The 25,687-nt window shown below is 69.4% G+C and carries 21 protein-coding genes, 1 pseudogene and 1 riboswitch; of the genes and pseudogenes, 7 read left to right on the forward strand and 15 right to left on the reverse strand.

Annotation, left to right across the window (positions count from 1 at the left end):
* Nucleotide 1 precedes the first annotated feature (1 nt).
* Nucleotides 2-1,042: an aromatic ring-hydroxylating dioxygenase subunit alpha gene (locus tag WMK75_RS01055; RefSeq protein WP_347265799.1), complete on the reverse strand. Its 1,041-nt coding sequence runs from the start codon at nt 1,040-1,042 to the stop codon at nt 2-4.
* Between the two features lie 81 nt (nt 1,043-1,123).
* Nucleotides 1,124-2,056, reverse strand: coding sequence for a LysR substrate-binding domain-containing protein (locus WMK75_RS01060; RefSeq protein ID WP_347265800.1), 933 nt, complete (start codon nt 2,054-2,056; stop codon nt 1,124-1,126).
* 166 nt (nt 2,057-2,222) lie between these two features.
* Here WMK75_RS01060 and WMK75_RS01065 point away from each other — a divergent pair, with 166 nt between their 5' ends.
* The 3 genes from WMK75_RS01065 to WMK75_RS01075 are packed head-to-tail and all read left to right on the forward strand — an operon-like array spanning nt 2,223 to nt 6,291.
* Nucleotides 2,223-3,782 (forward strand): ABC transporter substrate-binding protein, encoded by a 1,560-nt coding sequence (locus WMK75_RS01065; RefSeq protein WP_347265801.1) that lies wholly within the window; start codon nt 2,223-2,225, stop codon nt 3,780-3,782.
* The gene (locus WMK75_RS01070; protein ID WP_347265802.1) at nt 3,779-5,161 is read left to right on the forward strand and encodes an FAD-linked oxidase C-terminal domain-containing protein; all 1,383 of its coding nucleotides are present in this window, start codon (nt 3,779-3,781) and stop codon (nt 5,159-5,161) included. The genes WMK75_RS01065 and WMK75_RS01070 overlap by 4 nt, the downstream gene beginning before the upstream one ends.
* Nucleotides 5,162-5,172: 11 nt before the next feature.
* A complete protein-coding gene (locus WMK75_RS01075; protein ID WP_347265803.1) occupies nt 5,173-6,291 on the forward strand; it encodes an aminotransferase class I/II-fold pyridoxal phosphate-dependent enzyme in 1,119 nt (372 codons plus the stop codon).
* On the opposite strand, the gene WMK75_RS01080 is transcribed toward WMK75_RS01075, so the two are convergent.
* Complete coding sequence (locus WMK75_RS01080) at nt 6,281-7,576, reverse strand: FAD-dependent oxidoreductase (RefSeq protein ID WP_347265804.1); 1,296 nt, start codon at nt 7,574-7,576, stop codon at nt 6,281-6,283. The genes WMK75_RS01075 and WMK75_RS01080 overlap by 11 nt on opposite strands.
* Before the next feature lie 301 nt (nt 7,577-7,877).
* Here WMK75_RS01080 and WMK75_RS01085 point away from each other — a divergent pair.
* A pseudogene (locus WMK75_RS01085) lies at nt 7,878-8,793 on the forward strand (acyl-CoA dehydrogenase family protein); the annotation flags it as partial.
* 24 nt (nt 8,794-8,817) lie between these two features.
* Here WMK75_RS01085 and ilvD read toward each other — a convergent pair.
* From ilvD to WMK75_RS01125, 8 genes are all read right to left on the reverse strand, one after another.
* Nucleotides 8,818-10,656, reverse strand: a complete 1,839-nt coding sequence (ilvD, locus tag WMK75_RS01090) for a dihydroxy-acid dehydratase (protein WP_347265805.1) — start codon at nt 10,654-10,656, stop codon at nt 8,818-8,820.
* Nucleotides 10,657-10,833: 177 nt separating this feature from the next.
* A complete protein-coding gene (locus WMK75_RS01095; protein ID WP_347265806.1) occupies nt 10,834-11,010 on the reverse strand; it encodes a hypothetical protein in 177 nt (58 codons plus the stop codon).
* 121 nt (nt 11,011-11,131) lie between these two features.
* A complete protein-coding gene (locus WMK75_RS01100) occupies nt 11,132-11,836 on the reverse strand; it encodes an ABC transporter ATP-binding protein (protein ID WP_347265933.1) in 705 nt (234 codons plus the stop codon).
* 47 nt (nt 11,837-11,883) lie between these two features.
* Nucleotides 11,884-12,879, reverse strand: a complete 996-nt coding sequence (locus tag WMK75_RS01105; protein ID WP_347265807.1) for an iron ABC transporter permease — start codon at nt 12,877-12,879, stop codon at nt 11,884-11,886.
* A complete protein-coding gene (locus WMK75_RS01110; RefSeq protein WP_347265808.1) occupies nt 12,876-13,712 on the reverse strand; it encodes an ABC transporter substrate-binding protein in 837 nt (278 codons plus the stop codon). The genes WMK75_RS01105 and WMK75_RS01110 overlap by 4 nt, the downstream gene beginning before the upstream one ends.
* Nucleotides 13,706-15,625 (reverse strand): TonB-dependent receptor, encoded by a 1,920-nt coding sequence (locus WMK75_RS01115; protein ID WP_347265809.1) that lies wholly within the window; start codon nt 15,623-15,625, stop codon nt 13,706-13,708. The genes WMK75_RS01110 and WMK75_RS01115 overlap by 7 nt, the downstream gene beginning before the upstream one ends.
* Before the next feature lie 128 nt (nt 15,626-15,753).
* Nucleotides 15,754-15,949, reverse strand: a riboswitch (cobalamin riboswitch).
* Nucleotides 15,950-15,992: 43 nt separating this feature from the next.
* Nucleotides 15,993-16,646, reverse strand: coding sequence for an RraA family protein (locus tag WMK75_RS01120; protein WP_347265810.1), 654 nt, complete (start codon nt 16,644-16,646; stop codon nt 15,993-15,995).
* On the reverse strand, nt 16,643-17,887 hold the full coding sequence (locus WMK75_RS01125) for a PLP-dependent aminotransferase family protein (protein ID WP_347265811.1): 1,245 nt from the start codon (nt 17,885-17,887) through the stop codon (nt 16,643-16,645). Before WMK75_RS01125 ends, WMK75_RS01120 begins: the two co-directional genes overlap by 4 nt.
* Nucleotides 17,888-18,079: 192 nt before the next feature.
* Here WMK75_RS01125 and WMK75_RS01130 point away from each other — a divergent pair, with 192 nt between their 5' ends.
* The gene (locus WMK75_RS01130; protein ID WP_347265812.1) at nt 18,080-19,045 is read left to right on the forward strand and encodes a bile acid:sodium symporter family protein; all 966 of its coding nucleotides are present in this window, start codon (nt 18,080-18,082) and stop codon (nt 19,043-19,045) included.
* A gap of 13 nt (nt 19,046-19,058) precedes the next feature.
* Here the strand turns inward: WMK75_RS01130 and WMK75_RS01135 are convergent, their stop codons facing one another.
* A complete protein-coding gene (locus tag WMK75_RS01135) occupies nt 19,059-20,366 on the reverse strand; it encodes a C4-dicarboxylate transporter DctA (protein ID WP_347265813.1) in 1,308 nt (435 codons plus the stop codon).
* A gap of 154 nt (nt 20,367-20,520) precedes the next feature.
* Between WMK75_RS01135 and WMK75_RS01140 the strand changes: the two genes are divergently transcribed.
* Both WMK75_RS01140 and WMK75_RS01145 read left to right on the forward strand, forming a co-directional pair.
* Nucleotides 20,521-21,414, forward strand: coding sequence for a LysR family transcriptional regulator (locus tag WMK75_RS01140; RefSeq protein ID WP_347265814.1), 894 nt, complete (start codon nt 20,521-20,523; stop codon nt 21,412-21,414).
* A 146-nt stretch (nt 21,415-21,560) separates the two neighbouring features.
* A complete protein-coding gene (locus WMK75_RS01145) occupies nt 21,561-23,639 on the forward strand; it encodes a DEAD/DEAH box helicase (protein WP_347265815.1) in 2,079 nt (692 codons plus the stop codon).
* Between the two features lie 16 nt (nt 23,640-23,655).
* Here the strand turns inward: WMK75_RS01145 and WMK75_RS01150 are convergent, their stop codons facing one another.
* From WMK75_RS01150 to WMK75_RS01160, 3 genes are all read right to left on the reverse strand, one after another.
* Nucleotides 23,656-24,081 (reverse strand): heme-binding protein, encoded by a 426-nt coding sequence (locus WMK75_RS01150; protein ID WP_347265816.1) that lies wholly within the window; start codon nt 24,079-24,081, stop codon nt 23,656-23,658.
* 19 nt (nt 24,082-24,100) lie between these two features.
* A complete protein-coding gene (locus WMK75_RS01155) occupies nt 24,101-24,574 on the reverse strand; it encodes a nucleoside deaminase (RefSeq protein ID WP_347265817.1) in 474 nt (157 codons plus the stop codon).
* Between the two features lie 146 nt (nt 24,575-24,720).
* Nucleotides 24,721-25,665, reverse strand: coding sequence for an asparaginase domain-containing protein (locus tag WMK75_RS01160; protein WP_347265818.1), 945 nt, complete (start codon nt 25,663-25,665; stop codon nt 24,721-24,723).
* Nucleotides 25,666-25,687: the final 22 nt, after the last annotated feature.

Below are 25,687 nucleotides of genomic sequence, written 5' to 3' on the forward strand. Positions count from 1 at the left end.
CCTAGGCCCGCATCTTTTCGTCGACCATCTGCTCTTCGGCGATCATCGCCTCGAGCTGGCGGCGGAAGCGCAACTGCCCGGCGTCGATCGACAGGTCGATATGGGGCGAGCTCTTGTGGGTCATGCCGATCTGCACCTCTTCCAGCACCGCCTTGTCCTCGAGGAAGGCGCCGCGCACGTCATGGGCCATCATCTGCGACAGCTCCTCGTCCTGGGGGCGGACGTTGCGCAGCTGGAACCAGTAATAGCGGGTCTCGCTGTCGCTGACCGGGGTCATGAAATTGTAGCTGTCCATGACGAAGGTTTTCTCGTCCAGCGTGCCATCCGGACCGCCGGTGCCGGCGGGGGTAAAGACGGCGCGGATCAGGGCGTGGCTGGGGTAATGCACCTCGTAATGCTGCAGCCGGTCGCAATTGCCGTCGAATTCCACGATCTTCTTGTAGAAGGGCGCCGGTTCGACATTCATCATCCAGCGATGCACGATGACGCCGTTTTCGGTGCGGGTGACCTTCAACGGCGTGTCCTTGGTCGCGGCCTGGGCAAAGCTGCCCTCATGCACCCAGGCGACATGCGTGGGGTCCAGCAGGTTGTCGCACATCAGCAGGTAGTTGCATTTCAGCTCCATCGCATCGCCCGAATTGATGCCCCAGTCCGGGCTGCCGAAATTCGGGATGTCGATGATCTCGTCGGGGTCGGCGATGGCGGCATTGCCCATCCAGATCCAGACGAGCCCGTATCTTTCATGCACCGGATAGGGCCGCACCTTGGCGGCCGAGGGGATGCGTCCACCGCCCGGCGCCCAGACGCATTGCCCGGCGCAGTCGAAGGTCAGCCCGTGATAGCCGCATTCGACATTGTCATCCTTGATGCGGCCTTTCGACAGCGGCAGCTTGCGATGCGGGCAGGCATCCTCCAGCGCGATCACCTCGTCCTGGCTGTTGCGGAAGATGCAGATCTTCTCGTCCAGGACCACGACCTGCTGCAGGTCACCGGTGATCTCATGGCTCCAGGCCGCGACATACCAGGCGTTCTTGAGGAACATGGCGACACCTTTTGTGGCTGAGTTTCGCCAAATGTATAGGCAAATGAACGGCCGATAAGCCCAGAAGCGCAGGTGGATGGTTTAGTTGTTCTGAAGCGTTGCGTTGCGCAGCGGCTTGCAGATGCGCACAAGCCAGTTCAGGAAATCGCGCGCCGCCGGCCGGTCCAGCGTCGCCGGGCCCCAGCAGACGAAATAGGGATCGGGCATCTGCAGGCTGGCCGGCGAGAGCCGCACCAGCTGCCCCGTGCGCAGCGGGGTCTCCACGAACGACCCCTGCGCCAGTACCGCGCCCTGTCCGGCCTCGGCGGCCTCGATCGCCATGCCCGACAGCGAATGCACGGCGACCGGGCGGATGGCGGCCAGATCGCCCAGGCCCCGGGCGGCAAACCAGTCGCGCCAGTCGGGCTCGGTGGTATAGCCAGTGCCCCAGTCGATGCCGATCAGCGGCAGGCGGGCAAGGCCGGCAGGATCGCGCGCCTCGGGGTGGCGGCGCAGGAAATCGGGCGAACAGACCGGAAAGCACTGGTCGGTGAACAAGGCGCGCGCATGCAGATAGCGCCGCGCTGCCGCGCCATAGGTCAGGCGAAAAGCCTGTTCCAGCATATGCGGATCGGGTTCCTGATGCGTGGCCAGCACGCGGATTTCCAGCTCGCCGGCGGCTTGCTGGAACTCTGGCAGCAGCGGGTTCAGCCATTTCTGCAGCAGCGTCGGCAGGCCGGAAATCGTCAGCTCCTCGCTTTGGCGATGCGCGACGATGTAATCCTGCGCCAGCGCCAGCCGGCTGAATCCCTGCGACAGCAATTCGTGATAGCTGCGCGCCACCGGGGTCAGCGCGGCGCGCCGCCCGTCCTTGACCAGCAGCACCACGCCGACATGCTCTTCGAGCAGGCGCAGTTGCTGGCTGATCGCCCCCGGCGTCACCCCCAGCGCGCGCGCCGCCGCATTGACCGAGCCCAGCCGGCCGAAACATTCGAAGGCCTGCAGGGCGCGCAAGGGGGGCAGGGTCGGGTTCATGGCAAGACATCCTGGCTGGCGATCAGTTTAGCACAACTGCGATGAGCGGCATGCAAACTGATTTGTCGGCTATCGGGCTCGGGTCTAGCGTTTAGCTCAGTCATAAGCGCGCGCCCCCGTCAACGGTCACCCCGATCGCGGCGGCAGAAAACCGGGAGAGAATGACATGGCCCTGACCTGCAATCGACGTTCCTTGCTGCTGGGGGCCGGGGCCCTGTCGGCGGCGGCCGCCTTGGGGCTGCGCCCCCTGCCGCTGCTGGCGCAAGAGGCCACGCCGCGCCCGGGCGGCACCTTCCGCGTCGCGGTGGCGGATTTCGACACCGCCGACACCCTGGACCCGCAGCTGAACGAGACGCGCTTCATGATGCAGCTGCAATACCAGTTGCGCAACTGCCTGATCGAGGTCGGACCCGGCGGCAAGCTGGTGCCGGAACTGGCGACGGAATGGGCGCCGAACGCCGATCTGACCGAATGGACCTTCAAGCTGCGTCCGGGGGTCGAGTTCCACAACGCCAAGACCATGACCGCCGATGACGTGGTCTTCTCGCTCAATCTTCATCGCGGGCCCAAGACCGTGTCCGAGGCCAAGGCGCTGATGGAGCCGATCACCGACATCACGGCCAGCGCCCCCGACGAGGTGCGCGTGACCCTGAAGGCGCCGAACTCGGGCTTTCCGGCGCTGATGGCGCTGGTCAACATGCTGATCGTGCCGGCGGACGACCTGGATTTCGGCAAGGGCATCGGCACCGGCGGCTATGTGCTGGAGAATTTCGAGCCGGGGGTGCGCAGCCTGGTCAAGCGCTTTCCGAACTACTGGAAAGAGGGCCGCGCGCATTTCGACGCGGTGGAAACCCATGCCATCGCCGATGTGAATGCGCGCACCACCGCGCTGCAGACCGGGCAGATCGACGCCATGGCGGCGGTCGATACCGCCACCGCGCCGCTGCTGGGGGCGATGCCGGGGGTCAAACTGCTGCAGATCCGTGGCAAGCAGCATTACGCCTTCAGCATGAACTGCAAGGACCCGCTGTTTACCGATGTGAACGTGCGCATGGCGATGAAACTGGCCATCGACCGCGAGGAGGTGCTGGAAAAGATCCTGTCCGGCTATGGCTCGATCGCCAATGACCAGCCGATCTCGGAGGCCTATCCCGATCACAATCCCGAAATCCCGCAGCATGTCTATGACCCCGACAAGGCGAAGGCGCTGCTGGAAAAGGCCGGGGCCAGCGGGTTGAAGCTGCCGCTGCATGTGGCCGAGGCGCCCTTTACCGGCGCCACCAACATGGCGCAGCTCTATGCCGAACAGGCCGCCCGCGCCGGCATCAGCATCGAGGTCAAACGCGAGCCCGACGACGGCTATTGGTCCAACATCTGGGGCAAGCGGCCGATGTTTGCCACCAAATGGTCGGGCCGTGTCAGCGAGGACGTGATGCTGACCCTGGCCTATTCGCGCGAAAGCATCGGCAGCTGGAACGAGACCAGCTGGGACAACGACGCCTTCAACAAGGCGCTGGTGGCGGCGCGCGGCGAAAGGGACGAGGCCAGACGCAAGGCGCTTTACTGGGAATGCCAGAGCCTGATCGCCGAGGATGGCGGCATGGTGGCGCCGCTCTGGGCGGATTTCCTCGACGGCATCTCGGACCGGATCGGCCATGGTACGCTGGCCAATGACTGGGAACTGGACGGGGCGCGCGCCTCCGAGCGCTGGTGGTTCAACGCATGACAGCCTCTCCCGCGGTCACGGCGGCGCTGGCCGAGCTGGCGCCGCTGCTGGGCGCGCGGCTGCTGACGCAGGCCGCAGCGCTGGCCCATTACGGCGCGGCGGAATGCTGGCTGCCCCCGGCGCCGCCCGATGCGGTGGCGGTGCTCAACTCGACCGAGGAGGTGTCGCGGGTGCTGGCGATCTGCCACCGCCACGGCGCGCCGGTGATCCCCTTTGGCGCCGGTTCCTCGATCGAGGGGCAGGTTCTGGCGCCCATGGGCGGCATCACGCTGGACCTGTCGGGCATGGACCGCATCCTTGCCATCCATGCCGAGGACATGGATTGCGTGGTTGAATGCGGCCTGACCCGCCAGCGCCTGAACGAGGAACTGCGCGCCGCCGGGCTGTTCTTTCCCGTCGATCTGGGGGCGCAGGCGACGCTGGGGGGCATGGCCTCGACGCGCGCTTCGGGGACGACGACGGTGCGCCATGGATCGATGCGGGAACTGGTGCTTGGGCTGACGGTGGTGCTGCCGGACGGGCAGGTGATCCGCACCGGCGGCCGGGCGCGCAAATCCGCCGCCGGTTATGACCTGACGCATCTCTTCGTCGGCGCCGAGGGCACGCTCGGCATCATCACCGAACTGACCCTGCGGCTTTTCGGCATCCCCGCCGCGGCGCAATCGCTGCTGTGCAGTTTTGACGATCTGGCCGCCGCCACCGGCTGCGTGGTCGAGGCGCTGCAATTCGGGCTGGGGCTGAACCGCATCGAGCTGGCCGACGGCCTGCAGATGCGCGCGATCAACGCTTACAGCCGCACCAGCCTGCCCGAGACCCCGACGCTCTGGGTCGAGATCACCGGCTCGGAACCCGCCGTCCTGCATGACATGGCGCTGTTTCAGGACCTGGCCGGGGCGGCCGGCGCCACGCGGCTTGAACCTGCCGCCACCCCCGAGGATGCTGCGCGCCTGTGGCGCAGCCGCCATGATGCGCTTTACGCCACCCGCGCCCTGCGCCCCGGCGTGACCGGGCTTTCGACCGATGTCTGCGTGCCGGTGTCGCGCCTGCCCGATTGCATCAAGGCCATCGGCGCAGAGATCGCCGCGACCGGGCTGCTTGCGCCGCTGATCGGCCATGTCGGCGACGGCAATTTCCATCTGGTGCTGCTGTTTGACCGCGACGACCCCGAGGAGGCGGCGCTTGGCCGGCGGCTAAGTGCGCGGCTGGTCGAACTGGCGCTGCAGATGGGCGGCACCGCGACCGGCGAGCATGGCGTGGGCCTGGGCAAGAAGGACTACATGGCCGCCGAACACGGCCCGGCGCTGGATCTCATGCGGCGGCTGAAACGCGCCATCGACCCCAAGGGGATCATGAATCCCGGCAAGATTTTCGATCTGTGAAGGCAGGTGACATGGACAAGGACGACCCTCTGATCCGCCCCGAGGTGGGGGCGCTGGCCGATTACAACGCCGGCCTGGCGCTGGAGCGGTTCCGCGCCGTCTATGGCGTCGATGCCGTGGCCAAGCTTGACAGCAACGAAAGCCCGCTGGGGCCGGCGCCCGCGGCGGTGGCGGCCATGCAGGCGGTGGCGGCGGGGATCTGGCGCTATCCCGACGCGGGCGATCTGGCGCTGCGCCGCGCCATCGGCGCCGCGCAAGGCGTCGATCCGGACCGGGTGATCGCCGGCAACGGCTCCGAGGATCTGATCGGCGCGATCTATCGCTGCGTCCTGCGGTCGGGGGACCGGGTAGTGACCATCTGTCCCAGCTTCGGCTTGCATGAATTCGGCGCGCAGGCGCTTGGCGCCAGGGTTACGAAAGTCCGCTTTGGCGATGACTGGGCTTTTCCGCTGGCCGGGCTGGTGGCGGCGCTGCGGGAACCGGCGCGGGTGCTGATCTTTTCCTCGCCCTCGAACCCGGCGGGGCCGGCGGTGACGCAAGGCGATTTTGCCGCGCTGGTCGCGGCGGTGCCCAGGGGCACGCTTCTGGTCTTCGACGAGGCTTACCGCGAATATCTGGACCCGGCGCTGGCATTCGACGCCGGGCGGATCATGCAGGATGCCGGGCTGGACTGGGTGTCGCTGCACACGTTTTCCAAGGCCTACGGGCTGGCGGGGGCGCGGGTCGGTTATGGCATCTGTTCGGGCCCCGATCTGACGCGGGCGTTGCGCAAGACCAGAAACCCCTTTGCGGTCAACGCATTCGCCGGGGCGGCGGCGCTGGCGGCCCTGCAGGATGGCGCGCATCTGGCGCGGACGGTGGCGCTGACCGTGGCCGAGCGCGCCCGCGTCGCCGCGGCCCTGGCCGCGCAGGGCCACAGCGTCGCGCCCAGCCAGGGAAATTTCCTGTTCTTCCAGACCCCCGGCCCGGCCGCGGATTTCGCCGAGCGCCTGCGCCGCCGCGGCGTACTGGTCAAGGCCTGGCAGGAGCCGCCCTATCTGGACTGGGCGCGCGTCACCATCGCCACCCCGACCGAGAATGACGCCTTCATCGCGGCGCTGGCCGCGGTCCGAGCCGCGCCTAGCCCATGACCGAAAAGCTCGACTCGGCGTTGACCTGGCGCTTGCGGCTGTAGGTGGCAAGGTCGATGCTGCCGCCGGTCCGTTCCAGCGCAAAGCGCAGCGGCGCGGCGTCATGGTCGTGCCCGGCCTCGGTCTGCGCGATCAGATGCGTCATCAGCTTGCCCACCACCGGCGCCATCTTGAACTGGTTGCCCGAGGTGCCGCAGGCGACGTAGAACCCCGGCAGGCTGGTGCGGTCATAGATCGGCAGCCAGTCGTCCGAGGTGTCGTAAAGCGCCACCAGCCCGCTGGCCTGGCCCGGAATGCGCATTTCCGGCAGGCGCATGGCGCCGCGCATGACGATGGTGGTCCACTGGTCGGTAAAGCGCGTGTCCACCGCATCGGGGTCCTCGACCCATTCATGGTCGTCGCAGGCCGGATCGGTCGAGCCGAGGCAGATGCCGACCGGATCGGGACGGGCATAGAACTCGGCATCCAGATCGGCGATCACGATGCCGTCCCGGCGAAAGTCCATGTTCGCCGGGCCCGGGATATAGGCGACCTCCTGCCGGTTGGCGCGGGTGCGGATGGTCATGTCGCCGGTGACCCCGGCCATGCGGTTCAGCCCCGCCGACCAGGGCCCGCCGGCATTCACCACGATGTCGGCGGGCAGCAGGCTGCCATCGTCCAGCCTGACGCCGCAGACGCGCCCGGCCTCGGCCTCGATCGCCGCGATCTTGCTGCGAAAGCGAAAGCGCGCGCCGGCGCGTTCGGCCGCCCATTGCAGGTTCTGCGCCGCCAGTTTCGGATCGCTGACATAGCCCGCCTGGGGAAAGAACACCGCGCCGCCCACCAGTTCCTCATTCGGCTCGCCGAAATCGGGATGGTCGAGGCGCTTGGCCGGGGCATAGGAATGCAGGTCGGCCTCGGGCAGGTATTTGCGGATGCCCTCGGGCGGGACGCGTTCATAGCGGGCGCCGATGCGGTCCATGGTGTCGGTGACCTTGGCCATCGCCGCCCCTTCGCCGGAATAGATCACCAGCGAGCCGGTTTCCCGGTAGGTCGCCAGCGGCCGATCCGCCGGCAGGTCGACATAGGCCGCCCAGTCGCGCCAATAGGTCCAGCCCTCCAGCGCCATGGCGCAGGTCTCGGGCACGGAATAGTTGATGCGGATCACCGCCGAGGAATTCGAGGTCGAGCCATAGCCGGCCTCGGGGGCCTTGTCGATCACCGTGACCGGCCAGCCGGCCTTCGCCATCTCATGGGCGATGGCGCCGCCGATGATCCCTGCGCCGATGATGACGACCTGCTTCATGCCCGGTTTTCCTTTGCCAAGACTGCGGGCCGCGCCCGCGGCGGATGGTTCGCAACGATCCGGCGAGGCTATACGCACCTGTCCCGCAGGGGCAATCCAGTTTGCCTTGCCGCTGGCACAGGCCAGCTGAATTGTCGCCCTGGTGGGTTGACGGGGCTTCGTGCGGGGCCGCAGATGGCAGAGGCTGGGCCAAGGAGGCCATCCGATGACAGGGCTGCAACCGACCGCCGACCTGGGTACGCACCGGGTCGAGAACCAGCCGCCCGATCCCGGCGACCGCGACTTCTGGCGCGACGATGCCGGGCTGCGCCGCTTTCTGGTGCCGCGCTGGCTTGAGGGGGAACGCAACGGAGTGCGCATCCAGCGCCTCAAGGACAAGCTGGGCAATCGCGCCAATGCCTCGGCCAAGATCGAATACCAGCGCGCTTTCGCATGGCAGCTGGGCGAGGCGGGCCGCGGCATTGCCACCATCCTGGAGATGGTGCATCACACGCGGCTGGATACCGCCATCGCTCCGGCCGGGCTGATGCGCGCGGCGCTGGCTGGTCCATCGCCGCGCCTTCCAGCGCCGGCCGATCGACCAGCCGCTGATGCGCGCGGTTCTGGCCGATCTGGCGCTGGACTGGCTGGGCAGCCTGGTGCTTGGGCTGGGCGCGGCCCAGGCCTTCGACGGCACTCGCCCCGAGGATCGCGCCTTTGCCCGCATCGGCGTGGCGCTGGTCAAACACATGGCCAACAAGCTGTGCCCGCTGGTCGTCTGCGAGGCGATGGAGATGCTGGGCGGCATGGGCTATGTCGAGGACACGCCGCTGCCCATGCTCTATCGCGAGGCGCCGCTGAACGGCATCTGGGAGGGGTCGGGCAATGTCATCTGTCTGGACGCGCTGAGCACCCTCGTGCGCGAGCTGCTGGCGGCCGAGGCGCTGGCGGCGCGCCTTGCCACGGCGCGGGGCATGGATGCGGCCTATGACGCGGCCCTGACCGCCTGGCAGGCACGCTGGCAGGCCGGCGCCACCGAGCCCGAGGCACGCGGCTTCGTCGAGGACAGCGCGCTCTCGCTGAGCGCGGCGCTGCTGCTGGACCGCGGCGACGCCGCTACGGCCGAGGCTTTCATCGTCACGCGGCTCTGCCGGGATCGTGGCCGCATGGCCGGCACGATCCCGGCCAGGTTGGCCGATCCGGTGCTGCAAGCGCTGCTGCCCGAGCCCGGCGCCTGACCGGGCCGAGCAGGGCGCCGGCCCCTATTGCGGCAGCACCCGCACCGCGCCCTTGTCGGCCGAGGCGGCGAATTGCGCATAGACCTTCAGCGCCGGCGAGACCTGGCGCTGGCGCGGTGCTGCCGGCGTCCAGCCCGTGGAATCCTGTTCGGTGCGGCGCTGCGCCAGGTCCGCCTCGCTGACCGCCAGATGGATCGAGCGGTTCGGGATGTCGATCTCGATGCGGTCGCCGTCGCGCACCAGGCCGATGGCGCCGCCCGCCGCCGCCTCGGGGCTGACATGGCCGATGGACAGCCCCGAGGTGCCGCCGGAAAAGCGCCCGTCGGTGATCAGCGCGCAGGCCTTGCCCAGGCCCTTGGATTTCAGATAGCTGGTCGGATAGAGCATTTCCTGCATGCCCGGCCCGCCCCTGGGTCCTTCATAGCGGATGACGACGACATCGCCCGCCTTGACCTTGCCGGTCAGGATGCCCGACACCGCCGCATCCTGGCTTTCATAGACCTTGGCCGTGCCGGCAAAGACCAGGATCGAGGCATCGACGCCGGCCGTCTTCACGATGCAGCCATCGCGCGCGATATTGCCTTTCAGCACCGCCAGCCCGCCATCTTGCGAGAACGGCGCCGCGGCCGAGCGGATGATGCCGCCCCTGCGGTCCGTGTCCAGCGCCGGCCAGGTCGAGGACTGGCTGAACGCCACCTGCGTCGGCACCCCGCCCGGTGCGGCCAGAAACAGCGCCTGCGCCGCCGGGTTGTTGGTCCGGGCCACGTCCCATTGGTCGATGGCCTCGCCCAGCGTCGGCGCATGCACGGTCGGGCAGTCGCGGTGGATCAGCCCGGCGCGGTCCAGCTCTCCCAGGATGCCCATGATGCCGCCGGCACGGTGCACGTCCTCGATATGCACATCGGCGATGTTCGGCGCGACCTTGCACAGGCAGGGCACACGCCGCGACAGCGCGTCGATGTCGTCCATGGTGAAATCGACGCCACCTTCCTGCGCCGCCGCCAGGATGTGCAGCACGGTGTTGGTCGAGCCGCCCATGGCGATGTCCAGCGCCATGGCGTTCTCGAATGCCGGTTTCGTGGCGATGGAACGCGGCAGCACCGAGGCGTCGTCCTGTTCGTAATGGCGCCGGCACAGATCGACCACGCGCCGCCCGGCCTCGAGGAACAGCTCCTTGCGCAGGGCGTGGGTGGCCAGGGTGGTGCCGTTGCCGGGCAGCGACAGCCCCAGCGCCTCGGTCAGGCAGTTCATCGAATTGGCAGTGAACATGCCCGAGCAGGAGCCGCAGGTCGGGCAGGCGTTCTGCTCGATCGCGGCCAGATCCTCGTCCGAGACGGCATCGTCGGCCGCCGCCACCATGGCATCGACCAGATCCAGCGTCACCTTGCGGCCGTCGCCCAGCGTGACCTTGCCGGCCTCCATCGGCCCGCCCGAGACAAAGACCGAGGGGATGTTCAGCCGCATTGCCGCCATCAGCATGCCGGGGGTGATCTTGTCGCAGTTCGAGATGCAGACCATGGCATCGGCGCAATGCGCATTCACCATGTATTCGACCGAATCGGCGATCAGCTCGCGCGAGGGCAGGGAATACAGCATTCCGTCATGGCCCATGGCGATGCCGTCATCGACGGCGATGGTGTTGAATTCCTTGGCGATGCCGCCCGCAGCCTCGACCTCGCGCGCGACCAGCTGGCCCAGGTCCTTCAGATGCACATGCCCGGGCACGAACTGGGTGAAGCTGTTCACGATGGCGATGATCGGCTTGCCGAAATCGCTGTTCTTGACCCCGGTGGCGCGCCAGAGGCCACGGGCCCCGGCCATGTTGCGGCCATGGGTGGAGGTGCGGGAACGGTATGCGGGCATGGCGGGACTCTTTGTCGGCTGCTCTCGGTGCTGCCGGATGACTAGCACGGCCGCGCGGGCAAGTTTACCCCCGGCGCGGATTTTTTCCTGCCCGGCCATGGGGCCGCGGCATCGGCAGGGACCCGCATCCCAACCGCGATGGCAAAGCGGTGCCGGACCCCGCCCGGCGCCGCGGCGCTATTCCAGCCAGAGGTCGCGCAGCAGTGCCTGCGCCAGATGCGCCACCGGCGCACCGTCGATGCGCACGACGCGTTCATGTCCGGCGTAGGAGACGCGGATGATGTCGCCGACGACCTCGTATTCGCCGGTGGCGAGGGTTCCCTTTCGGCTGTCCAGGGTGACGATGTCCTTCATCGCGACTGTCCCTTCGTGATCGTTCATGGGAACAGAATGTGACCATTGCCGAGTCCCGGCAAGTTCGCCTTACAGACAAGTCTAGCGACTGTGGGCGTGATGCCACAGGACCGTGGCGCCGTTACGCCTGATCCAGCCGGTCCAGCGGCTGAAAGATCAGCCCCTGCGGCCCGCGCGCCAGATGCGCGGTGATGCCAAAGACCTGCGCCAGATTCTCGGCGGTCAGCACCGCCTCGGGCGGGCCGTCGGCGGCGATGCGGCCTCGGTGCAGCAGCAAGAGCCGTGTGCAATGGCGCGCTGCCAGCCCGAGATTGTGCAGCGACGCCAGCACCGCGCCGCCCTGATCCGCCAGCTGCCGGAACATCCGCATGGTGGCGATCTGCGCCGCCGGATCGAGGCCCGAGATCGGCTCGTCCGCGATCAGCAGCGGCGCCTCTTGTGCCAGCGCGCGTGCCAGCAGCACCCGCGCCTGCTCGCCCCCGGAAAGCGAGGTGGCGCTGCGGTGGCGCAGGTCCTGCAGCCCCAGCGCGGCGATGGCGCGGTCGATGGCGGCGCGGTCGCCGGGGCGGGCGGCGGCGGGATGGCTGACGCGGCCAAGCGCCACCACCGCCTCGACCGGCATCGGCCAGGCGATCTCGCGCCCCTGCGGCATGAAGGCGGCGGCCCGCGCCCGCGCGGCCACCGGCAGCATGGCCAGCGATGAATGGCCCCGCGCCTGCAAAAGCCCCAGCGCCGCGCGCAGAAGCGTGGTCTTGCCGGCGCCGTTCGGCCCCAGCAGGCCCACGCATTCGCCGGCACGGATGCTGAGGTCGATGCCCGACAGCACCTCGCGGCCATCGCGTGAAAGGCTGAGGGCAGAAAGTTCCAGCCGGATCACAGCCCCTCCCTTCTGGTTCGCAGCACCAGATGCAGAAAGAAGGGCGCGCCGACCAGTGCCGTCAGTACCCCCAGTTTCAGGTCGCGTTCGGGCATCAAGAGGCGCACGGCGATGTCGGCGGCCAGTACCACCGCCGCCCCCCCCAGCGCCGAGGCCGGCAGCAGCCGCGCCGGGCTCGCGCCCACGGCGCGGCGCAGCACATGCGGCACCACCAGCCCGACAAAGCCGATGGCGCCGGCGACCGCGGTGGCGCCGCCGATCATCGCCGCGATGCCCAGCACCAGCAGCAGCCGCAGCCGGCCCAGATGGATGCCGCTGGTGGCGGCCGCATCCTCGCCGAGCGTCAGCACCTCAAGCGCGCGGCGCGTCGGCCACAGCATGAGCGCCCCAAGCGCGATGCAGGGCGCGGCGATCCAGACATGCAGCATCGAGCGGTCCGCCAGCGAGCCCATCATCCAGAACATGATCTCGCTGGCGGCAAAAGGATTGGGCGACAGGTTCAGCACCAGCGAGGTCGCCGCCCCGGCCAGGGCGCCGATCGCGATGCCGGCGAGGATCAGCGCCAGCGCGCCGCCGCGCGGCCCGGCCAGCGCCGCGACCAGCGCCACCGAGACCAGCGCCCCGGCCAGCGCCGCCAGCGGCAGGCCCGGCGCCCAGACCGCCGCCAGCCCGCCATGGATCGCCAGCACCGCCCCCAGCGCGGCCGAGGCGCTGGTGCCGATCAGCCCCGGCTCGGCCAGCGGGTTGCGCAAGAACCCCTGCAGCGCCGCCCCCGACATGCCAAGCGCCGCCCCGACCAGCAGGCCGAGGATGGCGCGCGGCAGGCGGATTTCGCGCATGACCAGCGCCAGCATGTCCTGCCCGCCGGAAAACAGCGCGGCCAGGCTTTCGCCGGCGCCGATGCGCGCCGGCCCGGTCAGCAGCGAGCCCAGAAACAGCGCCGCGACCAAGAGTGCCAGGGCCGGAAACAGCCAGGGCCGGCCGCGGTTCATGGTTCGGGCTCCTGGCGCAGCCGGGCGGCGCGCAATTCCGCCACGGCGTGCAGAACATGCGGCGTGCCGCAGACCCATTCCGGGCCGGCGCTCAGCATCTGCGTCCCCGATTGCGCCAGGGCCTGCAAGCCGGGGTGGTCCAGCAGGTCCTCGGCCCGGGAATGGCCGCGGGCGGGGCGGTCGCGGATGACCAGATCCGGCCGCGCCAGCAGCAACTGCTCCAGCGCGATATTGCCGGTGCCGCGGATGCCCATCTCGTCGGCCAGATTGTCGAATCCGGCCAGCGCGATGATCTGCCCGCCCAGACTGTCGCTGCCGGAACTGTAGCCGTTGGCGGCGTAAAGTGCCGCTCGCGGGCGTGGCCCCGGCGCCGCGTCATGCAGCGCCGCCAGATCGGCGTCGAATTCCGCCAGCAGCGCGCTTGCCTGCGCCTCGCGGCCCAGCACATCGCCCATGCGGGTGATATTGGCGCGGATGCCGGCGATGTCGCTTTCGATCGGGAACACCGCCACCGGCACGCCCAGATGCCGCAGCAGGCGCAGCGTCTCGGGCGCCGTCCAGGCGCCGGCCAGCACCAGGTCCGGGCGGGTCAGGAACACCTCCTCGGCGCTGGCGTGATTGGCGGGCAGGCGGCGGGCCTGCGCGACCATGGAGGAGGAGAGCGGGTCCTGCGCCAGCCACGAGACCGAGACCAGCTGCCCCGGCGCCGCCAGCAGCATCGCCAGCTGGTCGGTGCACAGGTTCATCGACAGCACCCGGCGCGGCGGCGCGGCCGTGCCGGCATGGGCCAGCCCCGCCACCAGCGCAAGGGCAAGGGCAAGCGCCCTTACCATTTCGCCGAAAGCCCGGCATAGATGGTGCGGCCCTGGCCGTAATAGCCCCAAGCCTCATAGTAATCCTTGTCGAACAGGTTCACTACCCGTCCGGTCAGCGCCACGCTGTCGGTCAGATCGTATTGCGCCGCCAGGTTCACCGAGGTGAAATCGGGCAGTTCCGTGGTGGCGGGCTGGTCGGGCCAGGCGGTGTTGAACCATTCCTGGTCATGGCTGCCGGCGACATGGCGCAGGTCGGCGCTGACCAGGCCGCGGCCCTCGGCAAAGCTGGCGCGGGCGCGCAGGCCCAGCTGGTGACGGGGCTGGCGGACGACCGGCGCGCCCCCGGCCTCGCGGGCGCTGACGTAGGTATAGACCGCGCCAAGGCGCAGCCAGTCGCTGGCCTCATAGTCAAGGCTGAGCTCGACGCCCTTGCGGGTGCTGGTGCCGTCGATATTGACCGAGGTCGGGCCATAGCCCGAGATCATGTCCTCGACCCGGCTGGTGAACAGCGTGGCGCCCAGCAGGCCGCGGCCCTGGGCAAAGCCCCAGTCGGCGCCGATCTCATAGCCGAGGCTGGTTTCCGGACCCAGGTCCGGGTTGCCGCGATAGCTGCCGGGGATGAAGCCGAACTGCTGGAACATGTCGGGGTTGACCACGGCGCGGCCGACGGCGGCGCGCAGGGTCAGGTCGCGGTCGGGCAGCTGCCAGGCGCCGGCGACGCTCCATGAGGTCGCGTCGCGGAACACCTCGTTCAGGTCGCGGCGGATGCCAAGCTGCAGGCCAAGGCCATTATCGAAGCGGCCCTGATATTCCAGCGCCACGGAATCGGTGTCGCGGGCATAGTCCCCGCCCGGGGCAAAGCTCGAGCGGTAGCTCTCGCGCTTGCGGCCGAAGGCCAGGTTCAGCTTTTGCGCGGCATCGCGGGCCTTGCCGCCATCCAGTGCCCAGCTGGCGACAAATCTGGCGTCGCGCAGCCGCGCGCCGTCATCGGCGGTGGGACGGCCGGCGTCGGCGTGCCGCGTGTCCTGGTTCATGCCGCTCAGCACCAGGCGGTTCAGCAGCCGGCCGTCCAGCGCCTCGGCCTCGAGCCAGAGCGAGCCATAGGTCTCGTCGCGCCTGGCGGTCAGCGGCGCGTCCACCACGTAATCGTCCGGGCTGGCCACCGGCACCCAGGAATTGGTGTCATAGCCGTAGTCCTGCCAGCTGCGCCGCAGGGTGAAACCCGCGCGGGCAACATCGCTCAACTCATACGAGCCGGACAGCGTCAGCACATCGCGGTCGTTGAACTCTGTATCGCCGCCGGGCGTGCGCGAGGCATCCTCGCCGTCGCTGCGCCGGGTGGCGGCCGAGAGGCTGATCGCGCCGCGGCTGCCCCGGGCGGTGACGAAGGCGCTGGCGGCGCGGGTGCCAAGCCCGCCCAGTTCCAGCGCGCCGCCGTAATGCAGCCCCTGTTCGGCCGCGCGGCGGGTGGTGATCGCCACCACGCCGGCGGCGGCATTGGCGCCGTGGATGGCCGATTGCGGACCGCGCAGCACCTCGATGCGCGCGATGTCCTCGGTCAGCATGCCGGCGAATGTGTAATCGCCGCCATTGGGGCTGTTGGCCTCGACGCCGTCGATCAGCACCAGCACATGGCTGGATTCGCTGCCGCGCATGCGCAGCTTGGTCATCGTCTCGCCGGTCGAGGTCATGGACAGGCCGGGCACGTCGCGCAGCGCCTGCTCGACGGTGACATGGCCGCGTTCGCGCATCTCGTCGGCACTCAGCACGGTGACGGCGCGGCCATAGGCGCTTTCGGCCATCGGCGAGAGCCCGGCCGAGATCACGATCTCGTCGAGGCGGAGAGTTTCCTGCGCGGTGGCGAGGACGGGCAGCGTGGCGGGCAGCATGGCGGCGGATGCGGCCAGCAGGGCAAGGCGGGTGCGGGACATTCCAGGGCCTTTCCAGCGCGGGCGGCGCCCGCAGTTCGCGGATGCCCGCGACGCAGGGCGGGGCCCGGCCGCAAGGCGGTGACGCTCACCTCTGCGGGATGGCCGCTTTCCGGACGCCCCCCGCGCCGGAAATGGGTGATCGCTGCGGCAGGTCTCCTGGCTCTGCGGGTCAGCGCTCGGGCAGCCTTCCCGGGCCGGGGCCCAGTGGCGGTCTCTGCCGTCGCTCGCCGCATACAGTTGCGGGGGCAGCCCCGGCCTGCCGCAAGCGGCGCCGGCGTTCCCTTTTCATCCGGACAGGCCGGAACCGTAGCTTGCCCGCCTTGCCGCAGGGCACGGCCGGCTGTCAAGGACCAACAGGGCGCGCGGCTCAGACCGGGCCGAAGATGTCCTCGATGCGGTCGCCGCGGATCAGGCGCTGCGTCCAGACGGCCTCAAGCGCAAGCTTGGCCTCGGCGGCCTCGATCAGCCCGGCCAGCATGGCCACCGGCAGCACCGCCAGGCCGTCGGCATCGCCCAGCACCAGATCGCCCGGCGCGATCGTGCAGCCGCCCAGCGTGACGGGGGCGTTCACCTCGCCCTGGCGGATGCCGGTCGGGCCGCGCGGATTGGTGCCGCGGGCATAGACCGAAAGCCCGGGCATGGCGGCCAGCCCGGTCACGTCGCGCACCATGCCGTCGCAGACCACGCCCGCCGCGCCCTGCCGGTGCAGATGCCCGCCCAGCACGTCGCCGATCATCGCATGCCCGGCATGGCCGCCGGCGGCGATGACCAGCACCTCGCCCGGGCGGACGTTGCCCACGGCCTGCAGCACGGCGCCGAAATCGGGCGGCGCGCAGCGCACGGTCAGCGCGCGGCCGAACAGCGCCGGCTGCCGGTCGGGCGGCAGCAGCGGCCGGATCGCCGGATCGATCTGCTGCGCCGGCGCAAGATCGGCGACCACGGCGACCGGGATGCGCCGCCAGCGCGCCAGCAGCGGGCCGGGAATCTCATCGCCCGGGCGCGGATGCAGCCGCGGGCTCATGGCGCGTCCATTTCGGCCAGCATGGCGCGGATCGCCGCCGACAGCCGGCGCACGCCCTCCTCCAGCCGCCCGGGCGGGTTCAGGGTAAAGTTCAGCCGGATCGAGCGGCGGTCCTTGCGTTCGGGGTCGAAGACGCTCGAGGGCGAGATGCAGACGCCATGCGCCAGCCCGCGGTGCAGCAGCAGGTCGGTATCCAGCCGCGCCTCGCGCGCCGTCGCCCAGACGAACATGCCGCCCGAGGGCACCTGCCAGTCCAGCACATCGGCCAGATGCTGTTCCATCGCCCGGCACAGCGCGTCGCGGCGCGCGCGATAGGTGTCAAGCACCAGCGGGCGGATGCGTTCGGTCAGCTGCTGGCGAAAGGCGCCAAGCGCCAGCATCTGCGTCAGCCCGCTGGTGCACATGTCCGAGCCCTGCTTGGCGGTGGCCAGCGCCCGGATCATCGCCGGCGCCGCGATGATCCAGCCGATGCGCAGCCCCGGGGTCAGTTCCTTGGACAGCGAGCCCATGTAGATCACCGGCCCGTCATAGGGGCCCGGACGCGCGGCGGCCGAGATCTCGAGCATGCGCGGCAGCGGCGCGTCGTCGTAATAAAGCACGCCGTAAGGGTCGTCCTCGATCATCCAGGTGCCGGTGGCATGCGCGGCCTCGACCAGTTCGTGACGTTCTGCCAGGGTCACCAGCCGCCCGCTGGGGTTCGAGAAATTCGGCACCATATAGGCGAATTGCGCGCCCTCCAGCGCCCGGCGCGGGTCATAATCGTTGGCGCCGGGCCGCATCGGGCGATAGACCGGGCCATGCGGCAGCCAGGCGTCCAGCGCCCCCAGATAGGCCGGGCTTTGCGTGGCGATGATCCCGCCCGGCTCGAGCAGCACCTTGCCAACCAGTTCCAGCGCCTGCATGCCGCCGGTGGTGATCAGCACGTTGTCGCGCGTCAGCTGCAGCGCCCCGGTCGAATAGCGCGCCGCGATCAGGTCGCGCAGCGCCGGCAGGCCGGGGATCGGGCCATAGCCCAGGGTTTCCTCGGGATGTTCGCGGATCGCCGCGGCGGCCAGCTCGGCCAGGTCGGCGACCGGCCAGGTCCCGGGCTCGGGCAGGCCGCCGGCCAGGTTGATCAGGTCGGGGTTCTGCCGCGCTGCCAGAAAGAACGAGGTGACATCGTTGGTACGAGACAGCCAGTCGGCAAAGGCCGGGCGCGGCGCCTGGGTGTCCTGCGGGGTATCGGGGGTGTTGCGGGGCATCGGTCTGTTCCTGATCGACATGCGCAAGGGGCGTCTGCGCCATGTCATGTTCTGGCAAATCTGCCGTCAATCCTTGCTGCTGCGGGTGTCCGGCGGGCAGGCGGGCTGCCGATTTCGCGCGGCCACGGGCTGAGGCGCTTGTGCCCGATCGGGATGTGTATGACAAGGCCATGGTGGCAAAGGGGGACGGGCATGAAGGCATTGCGGCGTATCGGCATCGACACCTACATGCTGCTGCTGCTGGCCATGGTGGGGCTGGGGCTGGTGCTGCCCATGCGCGGCGCCGCCGCCGGGGTGCTGTCCGGGCTGACCTTCTGGGGCGTGACGCTGCTGTTCTTTCTCTATGGCGCCAAGCTGGATGCGGCCTCGGTGCGGGCGGGGCTGCTGAACTGGCGCCTGCAGGGCCTGACCTTCGGCGCCACCTATCTGCTGTTTCCGCTGCTTGGCATGGCGCTGGCCGCGGCCCTGGGCGGGTTGCTGGGCCCCGAGCTGACGCTGGGGTTGCTGTTTCTGGCGGTGCTGCCCTCGACGGTGCAAAGCTCGATCGCCTTCACCTCGATGGCCGGGGGCAATGTGCCGGCGGCGATCTGCGCCGCCTCGCTGTCCAATATCGTCGGCGTCGGGCTGACGCCGCTGCTGGTGGCGCGCATCCTGAACCAGGAGGGCGGCAGCGTCAGCCTGGACGCGGTGCAGCGGGTGGCGTTGCAGATCCTGCTGCCCTTCGTGCTGGGCCAGCTGCTGCGGCCCTGGATCGGCGGCTTCGTGCAGCGCCACAGGGTCCTGACCATGCTGGTCGATCGCGGCGCCATCCTGCTGATCGTCTATTCCGCCTTCGGCGCCGGCACCGTGGCCGGCATCTGGTCGGCGATCCCGACCCCCAGCCTGGTGCTGTGCCTGTTGTCGGTGCTGCTGTTTCTGGCGCTGGCCATGGGCATGATCAGCGCGGCCGGGCGGCTGCTGCGCCTGCCGGCGCCGGACCGGGCAGTGCTGTTCTTCTGCGGCTCGACGAAAAGCCTGGCCAGCGGCCTGCCCATCGCCGCGGCGATCTTTCCGGCAGCGACGGTCGGGGTGACCGTGCTGCCGGTGATGGTCTTTCACATGAGCCAGCTTCTGGTCTGCTCGGCGGTGGCGCAGGCCCAGGCGCGCCGCTTGGCCTGACGCCGGCGGGGTCTCAGCCCGGCTGGGTCGCAACCTCGGTCAGCGTGTCGGGCACCGCCATTTCCTCTCCGTCCAGGATGCGGCGGGCGCGGTCGCGGTCGATGTCGCCCACCCAGGTCGCGATGACCACGGTGGCCACGCAATTGCCCAGATAGTTGCCAAGCGCCCGGGCAATGCCCATGAACCAGTCCACCGAAAGCACCAGCACCAGACCGATGGCCGGAATCGCCGGGATCGCCGACAGCGTCGCCGCCAGGATGACGATGGCCGAGCCGGGCACGCCATGCGCCCCTTTCGAGGTGATCAGCGCCACGCCCAGGATCGCCAGCAGATCCATGGTCGCCAGCGGCGTGTTGGTCGCCTGGGCAATGAACACCGCCGCCAGCGTCAGATAGATCGAGAAGGCGTCGAGGTTGAAGGAATAGCCCGTCGGGATCACCAGGCCCACGGTCGAATCCTTGATACCCAGATGTTCCAGCTTGCGCATGGTCTGGGGCAGCACCGCGTCGCTGCTGGCCGTGCCGGCGACGATGCCGACCTCGGTGCGCAGATAGCGCAGCAGCTTCAGGATACTGAACCCCGCCAGCCGCAGGATCGTGCCCAGCACCACGAAGACGAAGACGACAATGGTGGCATAGAACAGCACCACCAGATAGCCCAGCTGCGCCAGCGAACCGACGCCGTATTTGCCGGTAGTGAAGGCGATCGCCCCGAACACGCCCAGCGGCGCCAGGCGCACGATGAAACCCATGATCCGGAAGGTGACATCGCCGGTCAGCTCGATCATGTGCAACAGCGGCTTGCCGCGTTCCCCGACCAGCGACAGCGCGCAGCCGAACAGGACCGAGACCAGCAGCACCTGCAGGATGTCGCCGGTGGCAAAGCCGCTGATCATGGTGGCCGGGATCAGCTTCATCAGGAATTCGACGGTGCCGCCGCTGCTGACCTCATGCGCGCGCTCGACATAGGCCGACAGCGCCGAGGCATCCAGCGTCGATGGGTCGATGTTCATCCCATGGCCGGGGCCGAACAGATAGGCCACGGCGATGCCGAGGATCAGCGCGATGGTGGTGACGATCTCGAAATAGATGATGGCGCGCATGCCGACGCGGCCGACCTTCTTCAGGTCGCCCGCACCGGCGATGCCATGCACGACGACGCAAAAGACGATGACCGGGATCAGCATCTTGATCAGCTTGATGAAGCCGTCGCCCAGAGGTTTCATCTTTGCGGCGAACTCCGGCATCAGGAAACCGGCGGCAATTCCCAGCACCAGCGCCACGCAAACCTGCCCGAACAGGGACCTTGACCATTTCGGCATATCTTCCGTTCCTCCCCTTGACGGAAACCGGGTGCCTCTCGCCGGTCGGGTGCGTTGCAACCGCGGCGAGCGGACTTCCCGCTCTGGCAAAAGTCTTGGGCAAATTTCTGCGCGTGTCTAATATGAATTCAACGGTGATCAATAGGCTAGAGCTATGAGAATACGTCAGCTGCGCTGCTTTCTGGCCCTGGCCGAGGAGCTGAACTTTACCCGCGCCGCCCGGCGGCTGCACATGTCGCAGCCCCCGCTCAGCACGCAGATACAGACGCTTGAACGGGAACTGGGCGCCGAGCTGATCAGCCGCACCAGCCGCAAGGTGGCGCTGACCGCGGCGGGCGAGCTGTTTCGCCGCCGCGCCCGCAACATGCTGGACCAGTATGAACGCAGCCTGCAGGATCTGCGCGAGCTGCAGCAGGGGCAGGACGGGGTGCTTGAGATCGGCGCCACCGGATCCATCCTGCGCGGCGGCCTGTCGGAACTGCTGGCCGCCTTTTCCCGGGCGCATCCGCGCATCACCCTGCGCCTGCACGAACAGTCCCCGACCAACCAGCTGAACGAGGTGCTGAGCCGGCGCACCGATGTCAGCTTCAACCGCTCGGTGCCCCGCGACCCGGACCTGGCGCATGAATACGGCTGGCGCGAGGAAATGGTGGCGCTCTTGCGCGACGATCACCGGCTGGCGGGACGCAGCTGCGTCTCGCTGGGCGATCTGCGCGACGACCGGCATGTGGTGCTGCGCCCCGACAGCTCGGATTTTGCCGCCTATGTCATGGCCTGCATCGTCGCCTCGGGCTATCAGCCGCGCCTGTCGCAGCAGGTGGTGGATGCGCAGTCCATCCCCAGCCTGATCGTGGCGGGTTTCGGCGTCAGCATCGTGCCGGCGGGCATTGCCCGGCTGACCTCGGGGCCGCTGAGCTTTGTGCCGCTGCGCCCCGATCCGCCGGTCTCGGAGGTGCATATTGTCTATCATCGGCACGACCCGGTGCCGGCGCTGCAGCTGTTTCTGGCCGAGATCCGCCGCCAACTTGGTCATGGGGAGCAGGCATGATTCGGCTTTGACTTGCGCGCCAGGCTGCGATAAAGCGCGGCCTTTGGCTCCGAATTCCGGGCCGGCGGACCATGGGAGGGTCCGGCCGCAAAGGGGAATGGTGCCATTCACCGGATGCCGCGCATCCCCCTTTTCTGGCGAAGATGATGACTGAACACGAGATTTCCGCGCCGCTCGGCGCGGCGCTGGCGGCCCGGGGCTATGCCAGCCTCACCACCGTGCAGCAGGCGGTGCTGGCCCCCGAGGCGCGGGGCCGCGACCTGCTGGTGTCGGCGCAGACCGGCTCGGGCAAGACGGTGGCCTTTGGCCTTGCCATGGGCTTTGACATCCTGGCGGATGACGCGCTGGCGCCGGCCGGTCAGCCGCTGGCGCTGGCCATCGCGCCCACGCGCGAACTGGCGCTGCAGGTGGCGCGCGAACTGGCCTGGCTTTACGGCAATGCCGGGGCGCAGATCGCCACCTGCGTCGGCGGCATGGACTATCGCAACGAACGCCGGGCGCTGGAGCGCGGCGCCCATATCGTCGTCGGCACCCCCGGCCGGCTGCGCGACCATATCGAGCGCGGCTCGCTGGATCTGAGCGGGTTGCGCGCCGCGGTGCTGGACGAGGCCGACGAGATGCTGGATCTGGGCTTTCGCGAGGATCTGGAATTCATCCTTGGCGCCGCGCCCGCGGATCGGCGCACGCTGATGTTTTCCGCCACCGTGCCGCCGGCGATCGAGGCCCTGGCCAAGGATTTCCAGCAGGACGCGCTGCGCATCTCGGCCATGGGCGAGGCGCGCCAGCACGGCGACATCGAATATCGCGCCCTGTCGGTCAGCACCCGCGACCGCGAACATGCGATCTTCAACACCCTGCGCTTTTACGAGGCCGAGCGCGCGATCATCTTCTGCAAGACGCGCGCCAATGTGAACCACCTGCTGGCGCGCATGGGCAACCGCGGCTTCAAGGTGGTGGCGCTTTCGGGTGAGCTCAGCCAGCAGGAACGCAGCCATGCGCTGCAGGCGCTGCGCGACGGGCGGGCGCGGGTCTGCATCGCCACCGACGTGGCGGCGCGCGGCATCGACCTGCCGGGGCTGGAACTGGTGATCCATGCCGATCTGCCCACCAACCCCGAGACACTGCTGCACCGCTCGGGGCGGACCGGCCGGGCGGGGGCCAAGGGCACCTCGGTGCTGATCGTGCCGGGCGCGGAATTCAAGCGCGCGCAGCGGCTGCTGCAGCGCGCGAAGCTGGTGGCGGAATGGGGCAAGGCGCCCTCGGCCGACGAGGTGCAGGCCCGCGACGACCAGCGCCTGTTCGACCATCCGCTGCTGACCGAGGCAGCGGGCGAAGAGGCCGCGCTGGCCGGCGAGCTGCTGGACCGCTTCGGGCCGGCGCATCTGGCCGCGGCCTTCGTGCGGTTGTGGCGCGAGGGGCGCCCGGCGCCCGAGGAACTGTCGGAAAATACCGCACCCACCGCCCCCACCGCCCCGCGCGAACGTGGGGAATTCGGGCCCGCCACCTGGTTCGTCCTGTCGGTCGGCCATGCCGGCCGGGCCGAGGCGCGCTGGCTTTTGCCCAAGATCTGCGAGGCGGGCGGCATCACCCGCGATGCCATCGGCGCCATCCGCGTCAAGACCGAACACAGTTTCGTGCAGATCGCCACCGCCGCCGCGCCGAATTTCGGCGAGAGCATCGAGCTGGAACCCGGCCTGACCATGCGCCGGCTGGAGGGCGAGCCGGTCTTCGACGCCGCGCCCGCGCGCGAACGCAAGCCGCATCGCGGCCAGGCGCCGCGCGCTGCCAGCCCGCAAGCCGAGGCCCCGGACCAGCACATGGCGCCGAAACCCCGCGCCGTTGCCCCCGTCAGGACAGCAGAGTGGGCGCCCGAGCCCGAGGGTCCGGCCGCCGAACCCGCGGCCCCGGCGCGCAAGGCGCGCTGGAGTGCCGAGAAGAAGCTGGCGCACAAGCCGGCGGCCAAGCCCGCGCCGCGGGCGGCGGGGTTCAAGTCGCATGGCGCGCCGCAGCGCGACAAGCCATATGGCGCGACAGCGCGCGACGAACGCCCGGCGCGCGACGGCGCCGAAGCCCGGCCGCGCCGCGCCGCCGGCTTCAAGTCGCACAAGCCCGACGGCAAGCCCGGGGCCAAGTCCTGGGCCAAGTCCTGGACCGGACCCGGCGACAAGCCCTTCCGCCCCGGCGCGCCCAAGGGCGGCAAGCGCGGACCGGCGCCCAAGCGCTGATCCGGCGCCGCTCGGTTCAGGTCCGGTTCGCCAGCCAGTGGTCGATGCCGGCCTGCGCCACCGCCTGGTCCTGCGCCGGGCTGCCCGATGATACGCCGATGCCGCCGACCACCTCGCCGTCGAACAGCACCGGCAGGCCGCCGCCGACCACCACCAGCCGCCCGCCGATGGTCGAGGCGATGCCATAGGCCGGCGCGCCCGGCTGGCTGGAGATGCCGTATTCATGCGTCGCCTTGCGCGCCGCCGCGGCGGTGAAGGCCTTGTCCTGGGCAATGATGGCCGAGGTCACCTTGCCGCCGTCCATGCGCGAAAACGCCATGAGGTTGCCGCTTTCATCGGCGATGGCGATGCACATCGGCACGCCGATCTCGCGGGAATGGGCCTCGGCGCCGATGATCAGCAGGCGCGCGTCATGCTGGTCCAGTCTGGGGATGGTGATCATGGGTTTCTCCTGTGAAGGTTCAGCGCCCGGGCTGCCGGGCCAGCCAGTCGCCGTAAAGATCGTCGACGCCGGCCAGCCGGACCGGCAGATGGCCGATGCGCATGGTTTGCTGCGCGAAGGGCCGCGCAAGGTCTTCGTAGATGGCGGCGGTGGACAGGCCGTGCGCCGCGCTATCTGCATCCGAATAGGCGTAAAGCACCGCATCCACCCCCGAGATCCGCATCGCCGCAAGGCACATCGGGCAGGGGTGGCCGCTGGCATAGACCGTGCAGCCCGACAGATCGGGCGAACCCAGCCGGCGTGCCGCGCTGCGCAGCGCCACCATCTCGGCATGGGCGGTGGGGTCATGCGTGGCGGCGGTCTCGTTGACGCCGGTGGCGATCACCTCGCCGCCCCGCACCAGCACCGCGCCGAAAGGCTCGCCGCCGGCCGCCACATTCGCCTGCGCCAGGGCGATCGACTGTTCCAGATACCGCCTTGCCTCGTCCTGCATTGCGCCGCTTCCTTTCTGTTCCGGCGCGGCCATGGCTGCGCGTCCCGCAGCCTGCATGCCGGGGAAAGCGCAGATTAGCCGGGAACCGCGCCGGGATTAATGGCGCAGTTTCGCATGCAGTCGAAAGGAATCGTTGAAAGCCGGGCTCAGCCGGGTTCGGCCTCGAAGGCGCGGGCGATCTCGGGTTCGGGGCAGGCATTCGCCAGCATCACCGCCAGCAGGATGCGCGCCTGGCCCGGGCGCAGCAGGCGCGAATGGATGGCGCCGGCGCGCCGCATGTCATGGCCGCCGCCGCCGCCGCCATAGATCGGCTCCAGCTGACCCTGGGGCACACGGCTGGAGACCACCACCGGCACGCCCCGCGCCCGCGCCCGGCCGATCGCCGCCACCAGTTCCGGCGAACCATTGCCCGACCCCAGCGCCGCGATGACGATGCCGGCGGCGCCGGCGGCAAGGCTCGCGTCCAGATGCAGCCCGTCGCCACCCGGATGCACCGCCACGATGTCGACGCGCAGCCCCGCGACCGAAGCGGGCAGCGCCTGCGCCAGCGGCGAGGTGGCGCCGGCATGGCGAAAGGCATCCGTCGCGTCCGAGGAGAACTTGTAAACTCCCCAGGCGGGCAGTTCCCTGCCGCCGAAGGCCAGCACCACCCCCGGCCCTTCCCCGGGCCGGGCCGCGGCGCTCAGCGCGGCGACAAGGTTCGCCGGCCCGTCAGGCTGCGGATGATCGGCGGCAAATTGCGCGCCGGTAAAGACCACCGGCCGGGCGGGGGCGTGCTGCAGTTGCACCAGCAGCGCCGTCTCCTCCATGGCGTCGGTGCCGTGCAGCACCACCACGCCCGCCACCGCGGGATCGGCCAGTTCCGCGCCCACGGCATCGCTGATCGCCTGCATGTCGGCCAGCGTCAGGCTGGAGGAATCCTTGGCCATCAATTCCCGCACGCGCAGGCGCAGCGGCATGGGGTCAAGCCCCGCCAGCAGATCCTCGCCCGAGTGGCTGGGGCTGTCGGCGCCATCCGCGTCGCGGCTGCTGGCAATGGTGCCGCCGGTGGCCAGGACGGCGATCAGCGGCAGGTCTGCGGTTGCGTCCATGGCCCGTCCATCCGTCAGATGA

The sequence above is a fragment of the Paracoccus sp. (in: a-proteobacteria) genome (assembly GCF_039808215.1).
Lineage (GTDB): Bacteria > Pseudomonadota > Alphaproteobacteria > Rhodobacterales > Rhodobacteraceae > Paracoccus.